Raw genomic sequence first — 16187 nt, 5'->3', positions numbered from 1 at the left:
TCAATTTCTGTCTGAAATTAATCCTGTTGGCAGATAATCGGTGCTAAAGCTCGCAAAACACTCGATAATTTGCGAAGTTGTGCTCGATAGGGGTGTTCAGGTGTTGCGATATGGCCGCTGATCGCCCGACATTGGTTTGAGGAGTTGTTGTAGATGATGCGCCAGTATGAGCTTGTGGAGCGTGTGCAGCGATACAAGCCGGATGTAAACGAGGCGCTTCTTAACAAGGCATATGTCTATGCCATGCAGAAACATGGCAGCCAGAAACGTGCTTCCGGCGACCCTTATTTTTCCCATCCGCTCGAAGTCGCAGCCATCCTCACCGACATGCATCTCGATGAGGCGACGATTGCCATCGCGCTTCTGCACGATACCATCGAAGACACGACCGCGACCCGTCAGGAGATTGATCAACTGTTCGGGCCGGAAATCGGCAAGCTCGTCGAAGGTCTGACTAAGCTCAAAAAGCTCGATCTGGTTTCCAAGAAGGCGGTGCAGGCGGAAAATCTGCGCAAATTGCTTCTGGCCATTTCCGAAGATGTCCGCGTGCTTCTGGTGAAGCTCGCCGACCGTTTGCACAATATGCGCACGCTCGGCGTGATGCGCGAGGACAAGCGCCTGCGCATTGCCGAAGAGACCATGGATATTTATGCGCCTCTTGCTGGCCGCATGGGTATGCAGGACATGCGCGAAGAGCTGGAAGAGCTGGCTTTCCGTTATATCAATCCCGATGCATGGCGCGCTGTCACGGACCGTTTGGCCGAACTTCTGGAAAAGAACCGTGGTCTTCTGCAGAAGATCGAAAAGGATCTGTCCGAGATATTCGAGAAGAACGGCATCAAGGCCAGCGTCAAAAGCCGCCAGAAGAAGGCATGGTCGGTGTTCCGCAAAATGGAAACCAAGGGTCTGTCCTTTGAGCAGCTCTCCGATATTTTCGGCTTCCGCGTCATGGTCGATACGGTGCAGGACTGCTACCGGGCGCTGGGGTTGATCCATACGACATGGTCGATGGTGCCGGGGCGTTTCAAGGATTATATCTCGACGCCGAAGCAGAACGATTATCGCTCGGTACACACCACGATCATCGGGCCGTCGCGTCAGCGTATCGAACTGCAAATCCGCACCCGTGCGATGGATGAAATCGCCGAATTCGGTGTGGCTGCGCATTCGATCTATAAGGATCGCGGCAGCGGCAACAATCCGCATGCCATTTCGACCGAAACCAATGCATATGCCTGGCTACGCCAGACCATTGAACAGCTTTCCGAAGGTGACAATCCGGAAGAATTTCTGGAACACACCAAGCTGGAGCTGTTTCAGGATCAGGTCTTTTGTTTTACGCCGAAAGGCCGCCTGATTGCACTGCCGCGCGGTGCGACGCCGATCGATTTCGCCTATGCAGTTCACACCGATATTGGCGACAGCTGTGTCGGCGCAAAGGTCAATGGCCGCATCATGCCGCTGATGACCGAGCTGAAAAACGGCGATGAAGTGGATATCATCCGCTCCAAGGCGCAGGTGCCGCCCGCAGCATGGGAATCTCTGGTTGCAACCGGCAAGGCGCGTGCCGCCATCCGTCGCGCAACGCGTTCGGCTGTTCGCAAGCAATATTCCGGTCTCGGTATGCGCATTCTGGAACGCGCGTTCGAGCGCGCCGGAAAGCCATTCAGCAAGGATATTTTGAAGCCGGGCCTGCCACGTCTGGCGCGCAAGGATGTGGAAGATGTGCTGGCCGCCGTCGGGCGCGGCGAACTGCCGTCCACCGATGTCGTGAAAGCCGTTTATCCCGATTATCAGGATACCCGCGTCACCTCGCAAAACAGCCCCGCCAAGACCGGTGAGAAGGGCTGGTTCAATATCCAGAACGCCGCTGGCATGATCTTTAAGGTGCCTGAAGGCAGCGAAGATCCGGAAGGCGGCAAGGATAAGGATCAGGAATCCGCGCCAAAGCCGGGCAAACGTGCTTTGCCGATCCGCGGCACCAACTCCGATCTGCCGGTGCGGTTCGCGCCGGAAGGTGCTGTTCCGGGCGACCGCATCGTGGGCATTCTCCAGCCGGGCGCCGGTATCACCATCTATCCGATCCAGTCACCGGCGCTGACCGCCTATGACGATCAGCCGGAACGCTGGATCGACGTGCGCTGGGATATCGATGAAACGATGCATGAGCGTTTCCCGGCCCGTGTGAGCGTTTCTGCGATCAATTCCCCCGGTTCGCTGGCGGAGATTGCCCAGATTGTTGCGGCCAATGACGCCAATATTCACAATCTCTCCATGGTGCGCACAGCGCCGGACTTTACCGAAATGATCATCGACGTTGAAGTGTGGGATCTGAAGCACCTCAACCGCATCATTTCCCAATTGAAAGAAAGCGCGAGCGTCAGCGGCGCAAAGCGCGTGAACGGATAGGACCAAGATGAACACCGAAGGCGTGCTTGCCGTCTTCCGCGAAGCGGGAGCGATCCTCGAAGGCCATTTCATTCTCACTTCCGGCCTTCGCAGCCCCATTTTTCTGCAAAAGGCGCGCGTGTTCATGCATGCCGACAAGACGGAAAAGCTCTGCAAGGCACTGGCTGAGAAGATCAAGGCGGCAAATCTCGGCCCCATCGACTATGTGGTCGGTCCAGCCATTGGCGGTCTGATCCCGTCTTACGAAACGTCGCGTCACCTTGGCGTGCCGTCGGTGTGGGTCGAGCGCGAAAACGGCGTGTTTCGCCTGCGTCGCTTCGATGTGCCCAAGGGCGCGCGTGTCGTCATCGTGGAAGATATCGTGACGACGGGCCTGTCGATCCGCGAAACCATCGAATGCATGAAGGAACTCGGCATCGAAGTTGTGGCAGCGGCTTGTATCGTTGACCGCTCTGCCGGCAAGGCGGATGTCGGCACCAAGCTGATCGCGCTTGCAGAATATGAAGTGCCCGCTTATCCGGCTGACAATCTGCCGCCGGAACTGGCCGCCATTCCGGCGATCAAGCCGGGCAGCCGCAACATCTGACCATTCGTTGTTGCCAGAAAGTGCATATGCATCCGCGTATCTTAAAAGACCTTCTGGCGGGATATAATGTAAAAGTTGATGCCGTAGAGCTATTACAGTTCTGCGGCGAAATTTCCCTTTACGAATGACCTTAGGTTTACGTACTCTCCGCCGTTAACGAAAGAATTCGTTCAGTTCTCGCCGACAGGAAAATCCATCGTGGCTGTAACGACCGTAGTTTTCGATCCGAAATCACCATTTCGCGCGCCGTGCGGCATTTGTGTCGACTGCGATGTGCGTCGGATGGCGGTTTGCGCTGCGCTCGACGACGGTGATCTCGGCGCGCTGGAAGCGATCATGACGTCCAGAAGGCTGGATGCCAACGAGATGCTCGTGGAGGAGGGGGAGCCTAAGGCTCGGGTCTACAGCCTGACCTCCGGCATGTTGCGCATCTATACCTCTCTGCCGGACGGGCGCCGCCAGATCGCGGGCTTCCTGTTTCCCGGAGATTATCTCGGTCTCGCCGATGACGACGTCTATTCGCAGTCTGCGGAAGCGGTCGTGCCTTCAGTTCTGTGCGCCTTTTCCACGAAGGAAATGGACAATCTGATGGAGCGCTTTCCAAAGCTCAAGGAAAGACTGCACCAGATGACCCGCGCCGCATTGCGCACAGCACGCGACAACCAGCTCGTTCTCGGTCGTCTCGCGCCTGTGGAGAAGCTTGCGAGCTTCCTGCTGGTTCTGTCGGCGCGTGCTGAAAAGCGCGGAGAACGCGCCAATCCCGTGCATCTGTCGATGAACCGCACCGATATTGCGGATTATCTCGGTCTCACCATTGAAACGGTGAGCCGCAGCTTCACCAAGCTCAAGAGCCAGGGGCTGATCCAGCTTATTGACGCCAACACGGTCGAGATCATGTCGCGCCGTTCGCTCGCAGCTGTCGCTGGCATGGATCTGGACGCGTTCTAGTCTAGCGCCTCACATTCCCAATCCTCTGCTCATTCGTCGTCACCCGTTGATTCAAATCAATGCGGGGTGCCGCTTTGCCCTGTAATTTTTACCGTAAAGATTGATGCGGCTACAAAGGGACGGCCGCGCGGTGAATGGGGAGAAAGACGGGTGCTCTTGTGTCTGGTCACTGCAACATTGGCTGTCATTCATGCGGGGTGCCTTGCCGCCTCACGCCGTCCAGTGCCGCAGGCTGCAACGCGGGTTCCGGCATCAGCTTCTCCATTCGCTCTGGCAGAGCTTCGCCGGTCCGCGCGCCGCGCGAGGTGGATGTGCCATGCATGAAGAAACGATAAAGCGTTACGCAGCACTTGCAGTTCCGCGTTACACGTCTTTTCCGACGGCCGCCGATTTCGTCCCCTTTGAACCGGAGACCACGCATCGCTGGTTGCGCCAGATTAGCCCGGGTGAGGGCATCTCGGTCTATATCCACGTACCTTACTGCAAGCAGCTTTGCTATTATTGCGGCTGCCATGCCAAGGTGGCCATTCGCGACGATGTCGTCGAAAGTTTCTATCATTCGCTTTTGAATGAAATCGAGACGGTGGGTCATGTGCTGACCGGTCGTCCGCGCATCACTCATCTGCATTGGGGCGGCGGTACACCGTCCATCCTGAATTCCTCCCAGTTTATTGAAATCATTACTGCCTTGCGCTCGGTATTCGAGTTTTCGCCGACGATGGAACATGCGATCGAACTTGATCCGCGCACGGTCACGCCGGACTTGGTCAGGACGCTCGCTTTCATGGGTGTCAACCGGGCTAGCCTTGGCATTCAGGATGTGGATGTTAGCGTGCAGAAGGCCATTGGCCGCGTGCAGATTATGGAAACCGTGTCGGACGCCACGTGGCTTCTGCGTGGCGAAGGGATCGAGAAGATCAATTTTGATCTTATCTACGGCCTGCCGATGCAGACCGTGGATAGTTTGCGCCGCACCTGCTCAATGGTGGCCTCGCTCCGCCCGGACCGTGTTGCCTGCTATGGCTATGCACATCTGCCGCAGCGACGCGCCAATCAGCGTCTGATTGATGCCAGCCTGCTGCCGGATGCGGAAGAACGCTTTGCGCAGTCGCGTGTTGTCGCCGAGTGTTTCTCCGGTCTCGGCTACGAGCCGGTGGGTATTGATCACTACGCTTCGCCGCAGGACGCGCTGGCCGTTGCTGCCCGTAAGGGCCTGTTGCACCGCAATTTCCAGGGTTACACGACGGATAGAAGCCAGACACTGATTGGCTTAGGTCCTTCATCCATTTCGCAATTTCCGGGTGGTTACGCGCAGAACATTCCGGATATCGGGCAGTATCGCAAGAAGGTCGATGCGGGCGAACTTGCCACGATGCGCGGCTATACGATGCGCGAAAGCGACCGCCTGCGTGCGGCAATCATTACCGATCTGATGTGCAATTTTCAGGTTGATCTGGATGAAGTGGCGCCGGGTATGGAGTTTTCCGACGAACTCGCCCTGCTGCGCCCGCTGGTGGCCGATGGTCTGGTCGATGTGAAGGGGAGCGTCATCCGCGCTACCGAAGACGGCAAACCGCTGATCCGCCTCGTGGCGGCTGCCTTTGATGAATTCCGCAGGGAAACGGTGCAGGGCTTCAGCTTCGCCGTTTGATCCTGCGCCTAGAGCATTTCCAGCAAAAGTGCGTAGCGGTTTTGCTTAGGATAATGCGCAAAAACAAATAGCCTGATCGAGCGGTTCTAGAAGAGCCGTTTCAGAAATGCCGCTGTACCGGGCCGTCAAGAAGGTCAGTGGCATGGGAGCGCCGCCGTTGGGGGACGTGCGGCGCTCCCCCTTTTCAGGGGAACCTTTTCAGATTCAGGCTTTTGCTTTCCGGTTCTTTTCCAGCTTTGGCAGGAAGACGGTCAAAAGGCCGAGCAATGGCAGATACGAGCAGATCGTATAGACGAACTCGATACCCTTGCGGTCGGCGACGATGCCGAGAACCGCGGCTGCAATACCAGCCATGCCAAAGGCAAAGCCAAAGAACAGGCCGGACACCATGCCCACGCGTCCCGGAAGCAATTCCTGTGCAAAGACCACGATGGCTGGGAAGGCCGAGGCCAGGATGAAGCCGATGATCACCGTCAGCACAGCCGTCATCTCAAGATTTGCATAGGGCAAAGCCAGAGTGAATGGTAGCACGCCGAGGATGGATACCCAGATCACCTTGCGCGTTCCGATGCGATCACCGATCGGGCCGCCGAAGATCGTTCCCGCAGCGACAGCGCCGAGGAAAAGGAACAGCAGGATCTGCGAGGTCTGCACCGACACACCAAAATGATGGATTGTGTAGAAGGTGTAGTAGCTCGTCAGGCTCGCCATGTAGATGTACTTTGTGAAGATCAGCAGCGCGAGCACAGCCACGGTGGCGATCACCCGGTTACGGGGCAGCGGCAGCGTCTTGTCAGGCTGCGCCCTGCGAGCATTGGCCAGCCGGTAGCGATTGTACCAGTTGCCGACATACCAGAGCAGCAGCATGCCTGCCAAAGCGGCAACCGAGAACCACGAAACACTGATCTGGCCGAAAGGCAGCACGACAAAAGCTGCAAGCAGCGGTCCGATGGACGAACCGAAATTGCCGCCGACCTGAAACAGCGATTGTGCGAAGCCGTGCTTGCCACCCGATGCCAGTCGCGCAACACGTGACGCTTCCGGGTGGAAGACGGACGAGCCGAAGCCGACGCAGGCAGCGCCCATCAGCAACACCGAATAATGATGCGCCGTGGCCAGCAGCACGAGGCCGACAAGGGTGCAGCCCATGCCGAAGGACAGCGAATAGGGCATCGGCTTGCGGTCGGTATAAATGCCGACGAGCGGCTGCAAGATGGATGCCGTCATCTGGAAGGTGAAGGTAAGAAGACCGATCTGCCAGAACGACAGGCTGTAATTCTCCTTCAGCATCGGATAGATGGCCGGAAGGAGCGACTGCATCATGTCGTTCAGGAAATGGCCCATGCTCGTGGCCAATATGATGGTGAGGACCGTATTGTCCGCACCGCTGTTGGACGGCTGCTGCGCAGCACTCATGCTCATAATGCTACTCCTTGAGCACATCCCGAAAAGTGAAACGGTTTTCGGGATGTGCGTTAAAATAAACGTCCAGAGCGCCGATCTGATTTAAGCAGATTGAAACGCATACAAAGAAGGCCCGGTCTGCTGCTCCAATCATCCCGTTGATCGGAAAGAAAAGATAGCGTGTGGATGTTTTGAAACGGAGATTTCGTCGAGCGTACTCTCCGGTTCTCTCCTCATAAGCGTATTGCGTGTCGCCCGCTTTCGTGATTTGGTCCATTACTTGTTTGAGTGGGCCAAGCTGAGCCGATTGAGTTTGATTTTAAGATGAAACCGCCATCGCCATCACGCCTTTTCTTACCCGAAAGCGAGGAGCTGCAACGCTTTCACGAAGACCGTGTGGCGATGCTGGAGACCATGACCGGACCGGTTGTGGCGCTTCCGACGAAATATCCGGATGGCTATTTCGTACCTCGCCATAGCCATTCGCGGGCGCAGCTCTTGTGTGCTTCGCAAGGCGTGGTTCTGGTGACGACGAATGCCGGGCGCTGGATGATCCCCGGTGATCACGCCATGTGGATACCGGCTGGCATCGAGCATTCGGTCGAGATCGTGGGCGATGTCTATATGCGCTCGATCTATATCAGCACAGATGCCGTGTCGGGCGTGCCCGACCATCTGCATGTGGTGGGGCTGACAAACCTGATGCGCTGCCTCATCATCGATGCGACGACGGTCGACAGCATACCGGAGGCGGGCAGCCGCGATGCGCTGGTTATCGAGCTGATCCTGCGGGATTTGCATACGCTGCCGCAAAGGTCGCTCGGGCTACCCATTCCGAACGATCCGCGCCTTCAGAAGCTGTGCCGTGACTTTGTGAAAAATCCGTCCTCGCGCGTCACCGTCGATGATTGGGCGGACAAGCTCGCCATGAGCAGGCGCTCATTCACGAGGCATTTCCAGCGCGAGACGGGGGTGAGCCTTTCGGTATGGCGGCAGCAGGCCTGTCTTTTCGCTGCCGTTCCCCGGCTTTCGGAAGGGGAAGCCGTGACCAGTGTGGCGCTCGATCTCGGTTATGACAGCGTTTCAGCCTTTACGACAATGTTTCGCCGCATGCTGGGCGTATCGCCTCGTCATTATCAGCCAAGACCGGACCTCGCGCCTGCGGAATACCGCGATGCATGATCGGTAGGATGATCTAATAATAGCAATTGTTTCCGCTCGAGGAGAGCAGTATTAAGGGCCCATGTTATTCCAACGCCGACATCCACTGACCCGACGGGAGCGCCTGAGACTTATGGTCTGGCCGCGCCGTTCTTTTTCCCGTTCCTTCAAATACGGGGGTAAGAGGATTCTACGTATCACCGCGTCGCCGCATGCGGTGGCAGCGGGGCTGGCCGTTGGCGTTTTCTCGGCATTCACGCCGTTCTTCGGCTTTCATCTGATCATCGCGATTGTGCTGGCCTATTTTCTGGCCGGCAATATTGCGGCGGCCGCAATCGGCACCACGCTGGCCAATCCGCTCACTTTGCCTTTCATCTGGGGAAGCACGTTCGAACTCGGACGCTTCGTCATGAATGGCAGCGTGGACTCGGCGCCTCCGGTGCATCTTGGTCGTGCTCTCGAAACGATGCATTTCGATGAGATCTGGACGCCGCTTTTGAAGCCGATGCTGTTCGGTTCGACCATTCTGGGCGCGGCTTGCGCGGTGCTGGTCTATTTCGTGACGCGCTATGCCGTGTCGGTGTTTCGCCGTCGCCGTCTGGAGCGACTGGCTGAAAAGCACAGGCTGCACGGTGAGCGGGGGCTTCAGCAAATATGATCGTCGGCATAGGCAGCGACCTCATCGATATCCGGCGTATCGAAAAAGCGCTGGAGCGGCATGGCGACCGTTTTCGCAATCGGGTCTTCACCGAGATCGAACAGAAGAAATCGGACGGACGCCAGCAGCGTGCTGCGTCCTATGCCAAGCGTTTCGCCGCCAAGGAAGCCTGTGCCAAGGCGCTTGGCACCGGCATTGCGCGCGGTGTGTTCTGGCGCGACATGGGCGTGGTCAATGCGCCTTCCGGCAAGCCCACCATGCATCTGACAGATGGTGCAGCCAAACAGTTGCAGAGACTTCTGCCGCCGGGAACACGCGCTGCCATACATCTGACAATTACCGATGATTTTCCTCTCGCGCAGGCTTTCGTGATCATCGAGGCGCTGCCAGATTCAAGCGGGCCGAAATAGGTTCCTGAGCAGGATCAGGTAAAATTGATCGGCTCTGACGAAACTTGTTGGGGTTGTGACAGGTAAACTCCTGCTCATAATCGTGCGAGAAAGCAGTGCGCGGATTGCCTCACGCAATCCAAGCCGTTATTAGATCGCGTTATCGCAAGCGGAGAGACAATGAGCGTGTCCAGCAAGAGTGAAACCAAGAAGTCCGGCGGCCTAGGCGAAACCATCAGCGTTATCGTGCAGGCGCTGCTGCTGGCGCTGGTCATTCGTACCATTCTTTTCCAGCCATTCAGCATTCCTTCGGGCTCGATGCGCCCGACCTTGCTGGAAGGCGATTATCTGTTCGTGTCGAAATACGCCTATGGCTATTCGCGCTTTTCGCTGCCCTTCGGTCTCGACCTGTTTTCGGGCCGTATCTGGAGCGCGGAACCGAAGCGCGGCGACGTGGTGGTTTTCAAGCTGCCGAGCGACACTTCCATTGATTACATCAAGCGTGTGATTGGCCTGCCGGGCGACCGCGTGCAGATGCGCGGTGGTGTGCTCTACATCAACGATCAGGCTGTGAAGCGCGACCGCGTCGGCACCATCGACAATCCCGATGTGACCGAAGTGAACCGTCCGGTCGAGGTTTATCGCGAGACGCTGCCGGAAGGCGTGACCTATGACACGCTCGATCTTGCACCGAATTCTATCGGCGACGATACCCGCGTCTTCGAAGTGCCAGCCGGCCATTACTTCATGATGGGCGATAATCGCGACAACTCGCTCGATAGCCGTTTTGGCGTCGGCTATGTGCCGTTCGAAAATCTTGTCGGTCGCGCCAACATCATTTTCTTCTCCATTGCGGACAAAGCCAGTCCGCTCGAAATCTGGAAATGGCCGACCGATGTGCGCTTCAGCCGTCTGTTCAGCTCTGTGAATGCCGCGCCGCACACTGCCGTCACCGGAAACTGAGATGGTTTCCGCAGGCCAGGCAGCATCAATTCTCGAGGAGCGCACCGGACACCGTTTTCTGAATTTGAAACGGCTGGAACGTGCGCTCACGCATTCAAGTGTACAGGCCCCTTCGCGGGCGAATTATGAGCGGCTGGAGTTTCTCGGCGACCGTGTGCTGGGTCTCGCTGTCGCAGAAATGCTGTTCGAAGCATTTCCCGAGGCTTCCGAAGGCGAATTGTCGGTGCGCCTCAATGCGCTGGTCAATGCCGAAACCTGCGCGGCGATTGCCGACGAAATCGGTCTCGCCAATTTCATCCATACCGGCTCCGATATCAAATCGCTGAACGACAAGCGCCTCATGAATGTGCGGGCCGATGTCGTGGAAGCGCTGATCGCCACCATCTATCTCGACGGCGGCCTTGAAGCAGCGCGCTCTTTCATCAAGCGTTACTGGAAGAAAAGGTCGCTTGAAACCGGCGCAGGACGCCGCGATGCCAAGACAGAGCTGCAGGAATGGGCGCATCAGCAGGGCAATGTGCATCCGTCCTATTCCGTGTTGAGCCGCAGTGGCCCGGACCATGACCCGCTCTTCGTGGTCGAAGTTCAGGTGCAGGGTTTCGCGCCGGAAAATGGCGAAGGACGCTCAAAGCGCATCGCCGAACAAAGCGCTGCAGAAGCCATGCTCTACCGCGAAGGCGTGTGGAAGCGCGACGAAACTGTATGACGCAAGAACTCACGTTTTTTCAATCGAGATCGGTTATAATCGATCGATTGCGACAAATTTCGTTGTGATGACGACGCTGTTGCACAAAGGGGGCGTGCCAAGGGGACCACGCTCTATCAAAATATCGTCTGGAAGGATGGACAATGAATAATCGGACGACACCGACAGAAAGCGAAACGGAAACCGGGCAGACTCGCTCGGGCTTCGTTGCGTTGATCGGCGCGCCAAATGCGGGGAAATCCACACTGGTCAACCAGCTCGTGGGTACAAAAGTATCGATTGTCACGCACAAGGTGCAGACGACGCGCGCGCTCGTGCGCGGCATTTTCATCGAGGGGCCGGCACAGATCGTTCTGGTCGACACCCCTGGTATCTTCCGCCCGAAGCGCAGGCTCGACCGCGCCATGGTCACCACGGCCTGGGGCGGCGCAAAGGATGCGGATATCATTCTGGTGCTGCTGGATGCGCAGGGCGGTCTGAATGAGAACGCCGAAGCGCTGCTGGAAAGCATGAAGAATGTGCGCCAGAAGAAGGTGCTGGTGCTTAACAAGGTCGACCGGGTTGACCCGCCAGTCCTGCTGACGCTGGCCCAGAAGGCCAATGAACTCGTGACCTTCGACCAGACATTCATGATCTCGGCGCTCAACGGTTCGGGCTGTAAGGATCTGGCGAAGTATCTGGCTGAAAACGTGCCGAACGGTCCATGGTATTATCCGGAAGACCAGATTTCCGACATGCCGATGCGCCAGCTCGCAGCCGAAATCACCCGCGAGAAGCTTTATCTGCGCCTGCATGAAGAACTGCCTTACGCATCGACGGTGGAAACGGAACGCTGGGAAGAGCGCAAGGACGGTTCGGTTCGCATCGAACAGGTCATCTATGTCGAGCGCGAAAGCCAGAAGAAGATCGTTCTCGGCCACAAGGGCGAGACCGTGAAGGCTATCGGCCAGTCGGCGCGCAAGGAAATCTCGGAAATTCTCGAGCAGACGGTTCACCTGTTCCTGTTCGTGAAAGTGCGCGAAAACTGGGGCAATGATCCCGAGCGCTATCGCGAAATGGGACTTGATTTTCCCACCTAGCAGTCAAAACTGACGTCTATGGAATGGCATGATGAAGGCATAATTCTCGGCACACGTCGTCATGGTGAAACCAGCGCCATTGTCGAAGTGATGACCCGTGAACATGGCCGACATCTGGGTATGGTGCGCGGCGGGCGATCCCGCCGCATGCAGCCGTTGCTTCAGCCCGGCAACCATGTCGATATCGGCTGGTGGGCGCGGCTGGACGAGCATATGGGCAGTTTCACCATCGAGCCGCTGGGCTTTGCCGCAGCGCGGCTCATTGAAACGCCGGTCGCGCTTTACGGCATCCAGCTTGCAGCCTCGCATTTGCGGCTATTGCCGGAACGCGATGCGCATCGCGGCCTTTATGAAACGCTGCGGCTTATCATCGAACATTTTGACGATCCGCTCGCATCCGGTGAATTGCTGCTGCGGTTCGAAGTCATGATGCTGGAAGAGCTGGGCTTCGGTCTTGATCTCAAGGAATGCGCCGCTACGGGCCGTCGTGAAGAACTGATCTATGTCTCGCCGAAATCCGGGCGGGCCGTCTGCCGCGAGGCAGGCGCACCATGGGCCGACAAGCTTCTTGCCTTGCCTGCTTTCGTCAACGACACGGCAGTGCGTGCTTCGTCTTATGAAGACATCGACCATGCGTTCAAGATGACGGGCTATTTCTTCCTGCGCCATGTCTGGGAACCGCGTGCGCAGACGCCACCCGATTCTCGCGGGGGTTTTTTGAACGCGCTCAAACGCGGGCAGGCAGGCTAAAAACCTCGCCTTCGAACGCTTCCGCACCGCGCCCGATCAATTTGATCGCAGCAGTCATCCGGCCATTATGGCCCAGAATTTTATCTGCAATCTCGATCAGGCGAATATTCGGCGTTGCGGAAGGCGATTGTTTCCGCAATTCGCGTGCCAGTGCTGTCTCGTCGCTTTGCGGATTGAGCGCCATGGCCGCGATATAGGCGGCAGCGGTTGAACGGGAAATGCCCGCATAGCAATGGATGAGCAGCGGCGCGTCCTTTTGCCAGCCATGCACAAAGTCTAGCAAGGCTTGCACATGGTCTGCATCGGGCGCGACCATGCCTTCGCGGGGTTCGACGATGTCGTTGAATGTCAGCACCAGACGCTGTACAGCGCAGCTTTCAGGCAAGGCCGGAACTTCACCGCTGGTCAGCGTCACCACATGGCTCGGCCTGTGGCGCTCCAGCTGTGCAGCCAGCTGGGAGAGGGGGCTGACGACAATCAGCGGCATGAAGCACTCTTGCGTTTCTCTTCCAGCAAAGCAAAGCGCGCCAGAAAGTCACTCTGCACATTTTGGGTCGGGCGCGGGGTCAGGTCCAGTTCGGCGGGATAGAAATCGCGCGGACGACCGAAATATTTGATGGCTTCGCCTTCGCTGAAACCGGCCAGCCGTGTGGCCTCAAAATAGGCCGCGATCTGGTCAGCGCGTTTTACGAGTGGTTTGAGCTTTGCCGACAATGTTGCCGGCAGGGAAAAGCGATGGTGAATAGCGGTTTGCAACCGTGTTTCAATCAGCTTGTAATTGCCGCCCATCACAGCCTTGAACGGCGAGATCATGTCGCCGATCACATATTCAGGCGCGTCATGCAGCAGGGTGAGGATTTGCCATTCGGCGCTTGCATCCGGCTGAAGGCGGTTGAAAATCTCTTCTACCAGCAGCGAGTGCTGCGCAACGGAGAAAGCATGCTCGCCAATGGTCTGACCGTTCCAACGCGTCACGCGGGCGAGGCCATGCGCAATATCCTCAATCTCCACATCAAGCGGCGAGGGGTCGAGCAAGTCCAGCCTGCGGCCCGACAACATGCGTTGCCAGGCACGGGCTTTGCCGGATGATTTATCAGCAGCCGCCATCAGGCATTGCCTGCTTCGGCTTCAGGGAAACCAAACCGGACGTGCGGCGGGAGGCTCAGTTCAAGCGGCGTTTCGCCAGCGAGAAGAGGGGTGCCTGCATCCATCGCATCCTTGACGCGGTCGATGCGTACAAGCGCGATACCGATGCCGTTCGCAGAACTGCCGAGATTGCCGACTTCGCGTCCGTCTGCCGTGATGGGCGTGCCGAGCGGCGGCAGATTGCCTTCCGCTCTGGCGACCAGAACACGGCGTCGCGGCGTGCCGCGATGCTGCATGCGGGAGACAACTTCCTGCCCGATGAAGCAACCCTTCGGGAAGGTGACGCCGCCGATCTGGTCGAAATTGACGTCATGCGGAAACACATCGCTATAGGCAAAATCGGCTTCGCCTTCCGCGATGCCATATTCGGCACGCAGCTTCGTCCATGCCGATGCATCGGCATTTTCACCGGCCTGACCATAGGTGCGCAGCACGTTCAACTCAGCTGGAAAACGGGAATCGCGCTTCGTTGAATCATCTTGTGAAGGAGCGGAATCAGTTTGCGAGGAAATGCTGACAAGTGATTCCGGCAATTGTGTAATTTCCGCTTTGGCGCGCAGGCGATAAAGCGTGATGCGCTTGCAAAAATCAGCTGCAATGCTTGCAGGCATGTCGAAGCGCAGGCCGTTTTCGATGCGCGAGACAAGGAAATCGAACAGGATTTTTCCCTGTGGTGTCAGCAGCGCACCCGGTTTGGCTTCATCAGCGCCGAGCTTGTCGAGATTGGTCGTGATCACCGCCTGCAAAAACTTTTCCGCGTCTTCGCCAGTGATGTGGACCAGTGCTCTGTTGGAAAGATTTACCGTTTCGGCTGCCGTTGTCATCGCTTCTTCCTTGCGTTTCGCGCCTTCGTTACGTAATCCCCATTGGAAAGGCTCGCAAGTCCCATCCCAATCCAAGGAGACCATAATGGCCGAGACGTTCGACACGATTCTGAAAGGCGCAACCATCGTCAATCATGATGGCACCGGGCAGCGCGATATCGGTATCCGCAACGGGCGCATCGCTGCTATCGGCTCTCTGGGGCAGGCTTCGGCAGGCGAAGTGATCGACTGCACCGGCCTGCATATCCTGCCGGGCGTCGTGGACAGTCAGGTTCATTTCCGCGAGCCGGGCCTTGAGCATAAGGAAGATCTGGAAACAGGTTCCCGCGCTGCCGTATTGGGCGGCGTGACGTCTGTTTTCGAAATGCCGAACACCAAGCCGCTGACGACGACTGTCGAAACGCTGGAAGACAAGATTCGTCGCGGTCATCATCGCATGCATTGCGATTTCGCCTTCTGGGTTGGTGGCACGCGTGACAATGCGAAAGACGTCGGCGAGCTGGAACGCCTTCCGGGCGCTGCTGGTATCAAGGTGTTCATGGGCTCCTCGACCGGTGATCTGCTGGTTGAAGACGATGATGGCGTTCGCTCCATCCTGAAAAATACACGCCGCCGCGCAGCCTTCCATTCGGAAGACGAATTCCGCCTCAAGCAGCGTGAAGGTTTGCGTGTGCAGGGCGATCCTTCCAGCCACCCGGTCTGGCGCGACGAGGTTGCCGCACTTCAATGTACGGAACGTCTGGTACGCATTGCGCATGAAACCGGCGCACGCATTCATGTGCTGCACATCTCTACGGCTGAGGAAATCGACTTTCTGCAGGCGCACAAGGACGTTGCAACCTGCGAAGCGACGCCGCATCACTTGACGCTTTCCGCTGACGACTACAAGACGCTGGGCAATCTCATCCAGATGAACCCGCCAGTGCGCGACAAGCGCCACCGCGACGGTGTCTGGAAGGGTATCGATCAGGGCATCGTCGATGTGCTCGGTTCCGATCATGCGCCGCATACGCTGGAAGAAAAGCAGAAGCCTTACCCGGCTTCGCCATCCGGCATGACTGGCGTGCAGACGCTGGTGCCAATCATGCTCGACCATGTGAATGCAGGCAAACTGTCGCTGGAGCGCTTCGTCGATCTGTCGAGCCATGGCCCGAACCGCATTTTCGGCATGTCGCGCAAGGGGCGCATCGCTGTCGGCTATGATGCCGATCTGACCATTGTGGACATGAAGCGCCGCGAAACCATCACGCATGAACAGGCTGGCTCGAAGGCTGGTTGGACACCTTACCATGGCAAGACTGTCACCGGCTGGCCGGTCGGTACGATTGTTCGCGGCATCAAGGTGATGTGGGACGCCGAAATCGTGAACCCGCATCAGGGTGAGCCGGTCGAATTCATCGAGGCTCTGCCGCGCGGATAATGGTTTTTCACGCCATTCCTGTGAATGGCGTGATCTGTCCTATCTTTGTCCGGCATCTACCTTTCGATCCGGTTTGTAAGGCGTAAATTCTCT

16 protein-coding genes are annotated in these 16187 nt (G+C 57.4%); 12 read left to right on the top strand and 4 right to left on the bottom strand.

Going from position 1 to position 16187, the window contains the following annotated elements:
• The first annotated feature begins 153 nt into the window (after positions 1 to 153).
• The 4 genes from FHW00_RS17160 to hemN all read left to right on the top strand — a co-directional run bounded on the left by FHW00_RS17160 (position 154) and on the right by hemN (position 5594).
• Complete coding sequence (locus FHW00_RS17160; RefSeq protein WP_078340703.1) at positions 154 to 2409, top strand: RelA/SpoT family protein; 2256 nt, start codon at positions 154 to 156, stop codon at positions 2407 to 2409.
• 7 nt (positions 2410 to 2416) lie between these two features.
• The gene (gene pyrE, locus FHW00_RS17155; protein ID WP_078340704.1) at positions 2417 to 2995 is read left to right on the top strand and encodes an orotate phosphoribosyltransferase; all 579 of its coding nucleotides are present in this window, start codon (positions 2417 to 2419) and stop codon (positions 2993 to 2995) included.
• A gap of 282 nt (positions 2996 to 3277) precedes the next feature.
• Positions 3278 to 3943, top strand: a complete 666-nt coding sequence (locus tag FHW00_RS17150) for a cyclic nucleotide-binding domain-containing protein (RefSeq protein ID WP_210276578.1) — start codon at positions 3278 to 3280, stop codon at positions 3941 to 3943.
• Between the two features lie 316 nt (positions 3944 to 4259).
• Complete coding sequence (gene hemN / locus FHW00_RS17145) at positions 4260 to 5594, top strand: oxygen-independent coproporphyrinogen III oxidase (protein ID WP_078340706.1); 1335 nt, start codon at positions 4260 to 4262, stop codon at positions 5592 to 5594.
• A 204-nt stretch (positions 5595 to 5798) separates the two neighbouring features.
• Here hemN and FHW00_RS17140 read toward each other — a convergent pair whose 3' ends face one another.
• On the bottom strand, positions 5799 to 7016 hold the full coding sequence (locus FHW00_RS17140; protein WP_078340707.1) for an MFS transporter: 1218 nt from the start codon (positions 7014 to 7016) through the stop codon (positions 5799 to 5801).
• 306 nt (positions 7017 to 7322) lie between these two features.
• Between FHW00_RS17140 and FHW00_RS17135 the strand changes: the two genes are divergently transcribed.
• The 7 genes from FHW00_RS17135 (at position 7323) to recO (ending at position 12704) form a co-directional block, all read left to right on the top strand.
• On the top strand, positions 7323 to 8180 hold the full coding sequence (locus tag FHW00_RS17135) for an AraC family transcriptional regulator (RefSeq protein WP_078340709.1): 858 nt from the start codon (positions 7323 to 7325) through the stop codon (positions 8178 to 8180).
• A 61-nt stretch (positions 8181 to 8241) separates the two neighbouring features.
• Positions 8242 to 8817 carry a type IV secretion system effector BspA gene (bspA, locus tag FHW00_RS17130; RefSeq protein ID WP_078340710.1) on the top strand — a complete coding sequence of 192 codons (576 nt, stop codon included), beginning with the start codon at positions 8242 to 8244 and terminating at the stop codon, positions 8815 to 8817.
• Positions 8814 to 9227: a holo-ACP synthase gene (acpS, locus tag FHW00_RS17125; protein WP_078340711.1), complete on the top strand. Its 414-nt coding sequence runs from the start codon at positions 8814 to 8816 to the stop codon at positions 9225 to 9227. The genes bspA and acpS overlap by 4 nt, the downstream gene beginning before the upstream one ends.
• A 159-nt stretch (positions 9228 to 9386) precedes the next feature.
• Complete coding sequence (gene lepB / locus FHW00_RS17120) at positions 9387 to 10169, top strand: signal peptidase I (protein WP_078340712.1); 783 nt, start codon at positions 9387 to 9389, stop codon at positions 10167 to 10169.
• Between the two features lies 1 nt (position 10170).
• The gene (gene rnc, locus FHW00_RS17115; RefSeq protein ID WP_078340713.1) at positions 10171 to 10875 is read left to right on the top strand and encodes a ribonuclease III; all 705 of its coding nucleotides are present in this window, start codon (positions 10171 to 10173) and stop codon (positions 10873 to 10875) included.
• 143 nt (positions 10876 to 11018) lie between these two features.
• Positions 11019 to 11954 carry a GTPase Era gene (era, locus tag FHW00_RS17110; RefSeq protein WP_078340714.1) on the top strand — a complete coding sequence of 312 codons (936 nt, stop codon included), beginning with the start codon at positions 11019 to 11021 and terminating at the stop codon, positions 11952 to 11954.
• An 18-nt stretch (positions 11955 to 11972) separates the two neighbouring features.
• Entirely contained in the window at positions 11973 to 12704 is a 732-nt protein-coding gene (gene recO / locus FHW00_RS17105; protein WP_078340715.1) for a DNA repair protein RecO, read from the top strand.
• Here recO and FHW00_RS17100 read toward each other — a convergent pair.
• Genes FHW00_RS17100 through ygfZ form a run of 3 tightly spaced genes read right to left on the bottom strand, consistent with a single transcriptional unit; the run spans position 12682 to position 14761 of the window.
• Positions 12682 to 13191 carry a tyrosine phosphatase family protein gene (locus FHW00_RS17100; protein ID WP_078340716.1) on the bottom strand — a complete coding sequence of 170 codons (510 nt, stop codon included), beginning with the start codon at positions 13189 to 13191 and terminating at the stop codon, positions 12682 to 12684. The two genes, recO and FHW00_RS17100, sit on opposite strands and share 23 nt — an antisense overlap.
• The gene (locus FHW00_RS17095) at positions 13182 to 13811 is read right to left on the bottom strand and encodes a YfbR-like 5'-deoxynucleotidase (RefSeq protein ID WP_078340717.1); all 630 of its coding nucleotides are present in this window, start codon (positions 13809 to 13811) and stop codon (positions 13182 to 13184) included. The genes FHW00_RS17100 and FHW00_RS17095 overlap by 10 nt, the downstream gene beginning before the upstream one ends.
• Positions 13811 to 14761: a YgfZ/GcvT domain-containing protein gene (ygfZ, locus tag FHW00_RS17090; protein WP_445558002.1), complete on the bottom strand. Its 951-nt coding sequence runs from the start codon at positions 14759 to 14761 to the stop codon at positions 13811 to 13813. Before ygfZ ends, FHW00_RS17095 begins: the two co-directional genes overlap by 1 nt.
• Between ygfZ and FHW00_RS17085 the strand changes: the two genes are divergently transcribed.
• The gene (locus tag FHW00_RS17085) at positions 14760 to 16094 is read left to right on the top strand and encodes a dihydroorotase (protein WP_445558212.1); all 1335 of its coding nucleotides are present in this window, start codon (positions 14760 to 14762) and stop codon (positions 16092 to 16094) included. The genes ygfZ and FHW00_RS17085 overlap by 2 nt on opposite strands.
• The last annotated feature ends 93 nt before the right edge of the window (positions 16095 to 16187 follow it).

Source organism: Ochrobactrum sp. P6BSIII, from assembly GCF_014138065.1.
Classification (GTDB): Bacteria; Pseudomonadota; Alphaproteobacteria; order Rhizobiales; family Rhizobiaceae; genus Brucella.
This window is presented reverse-complemented; position numbering and strand designations above follow the sequence as displayed.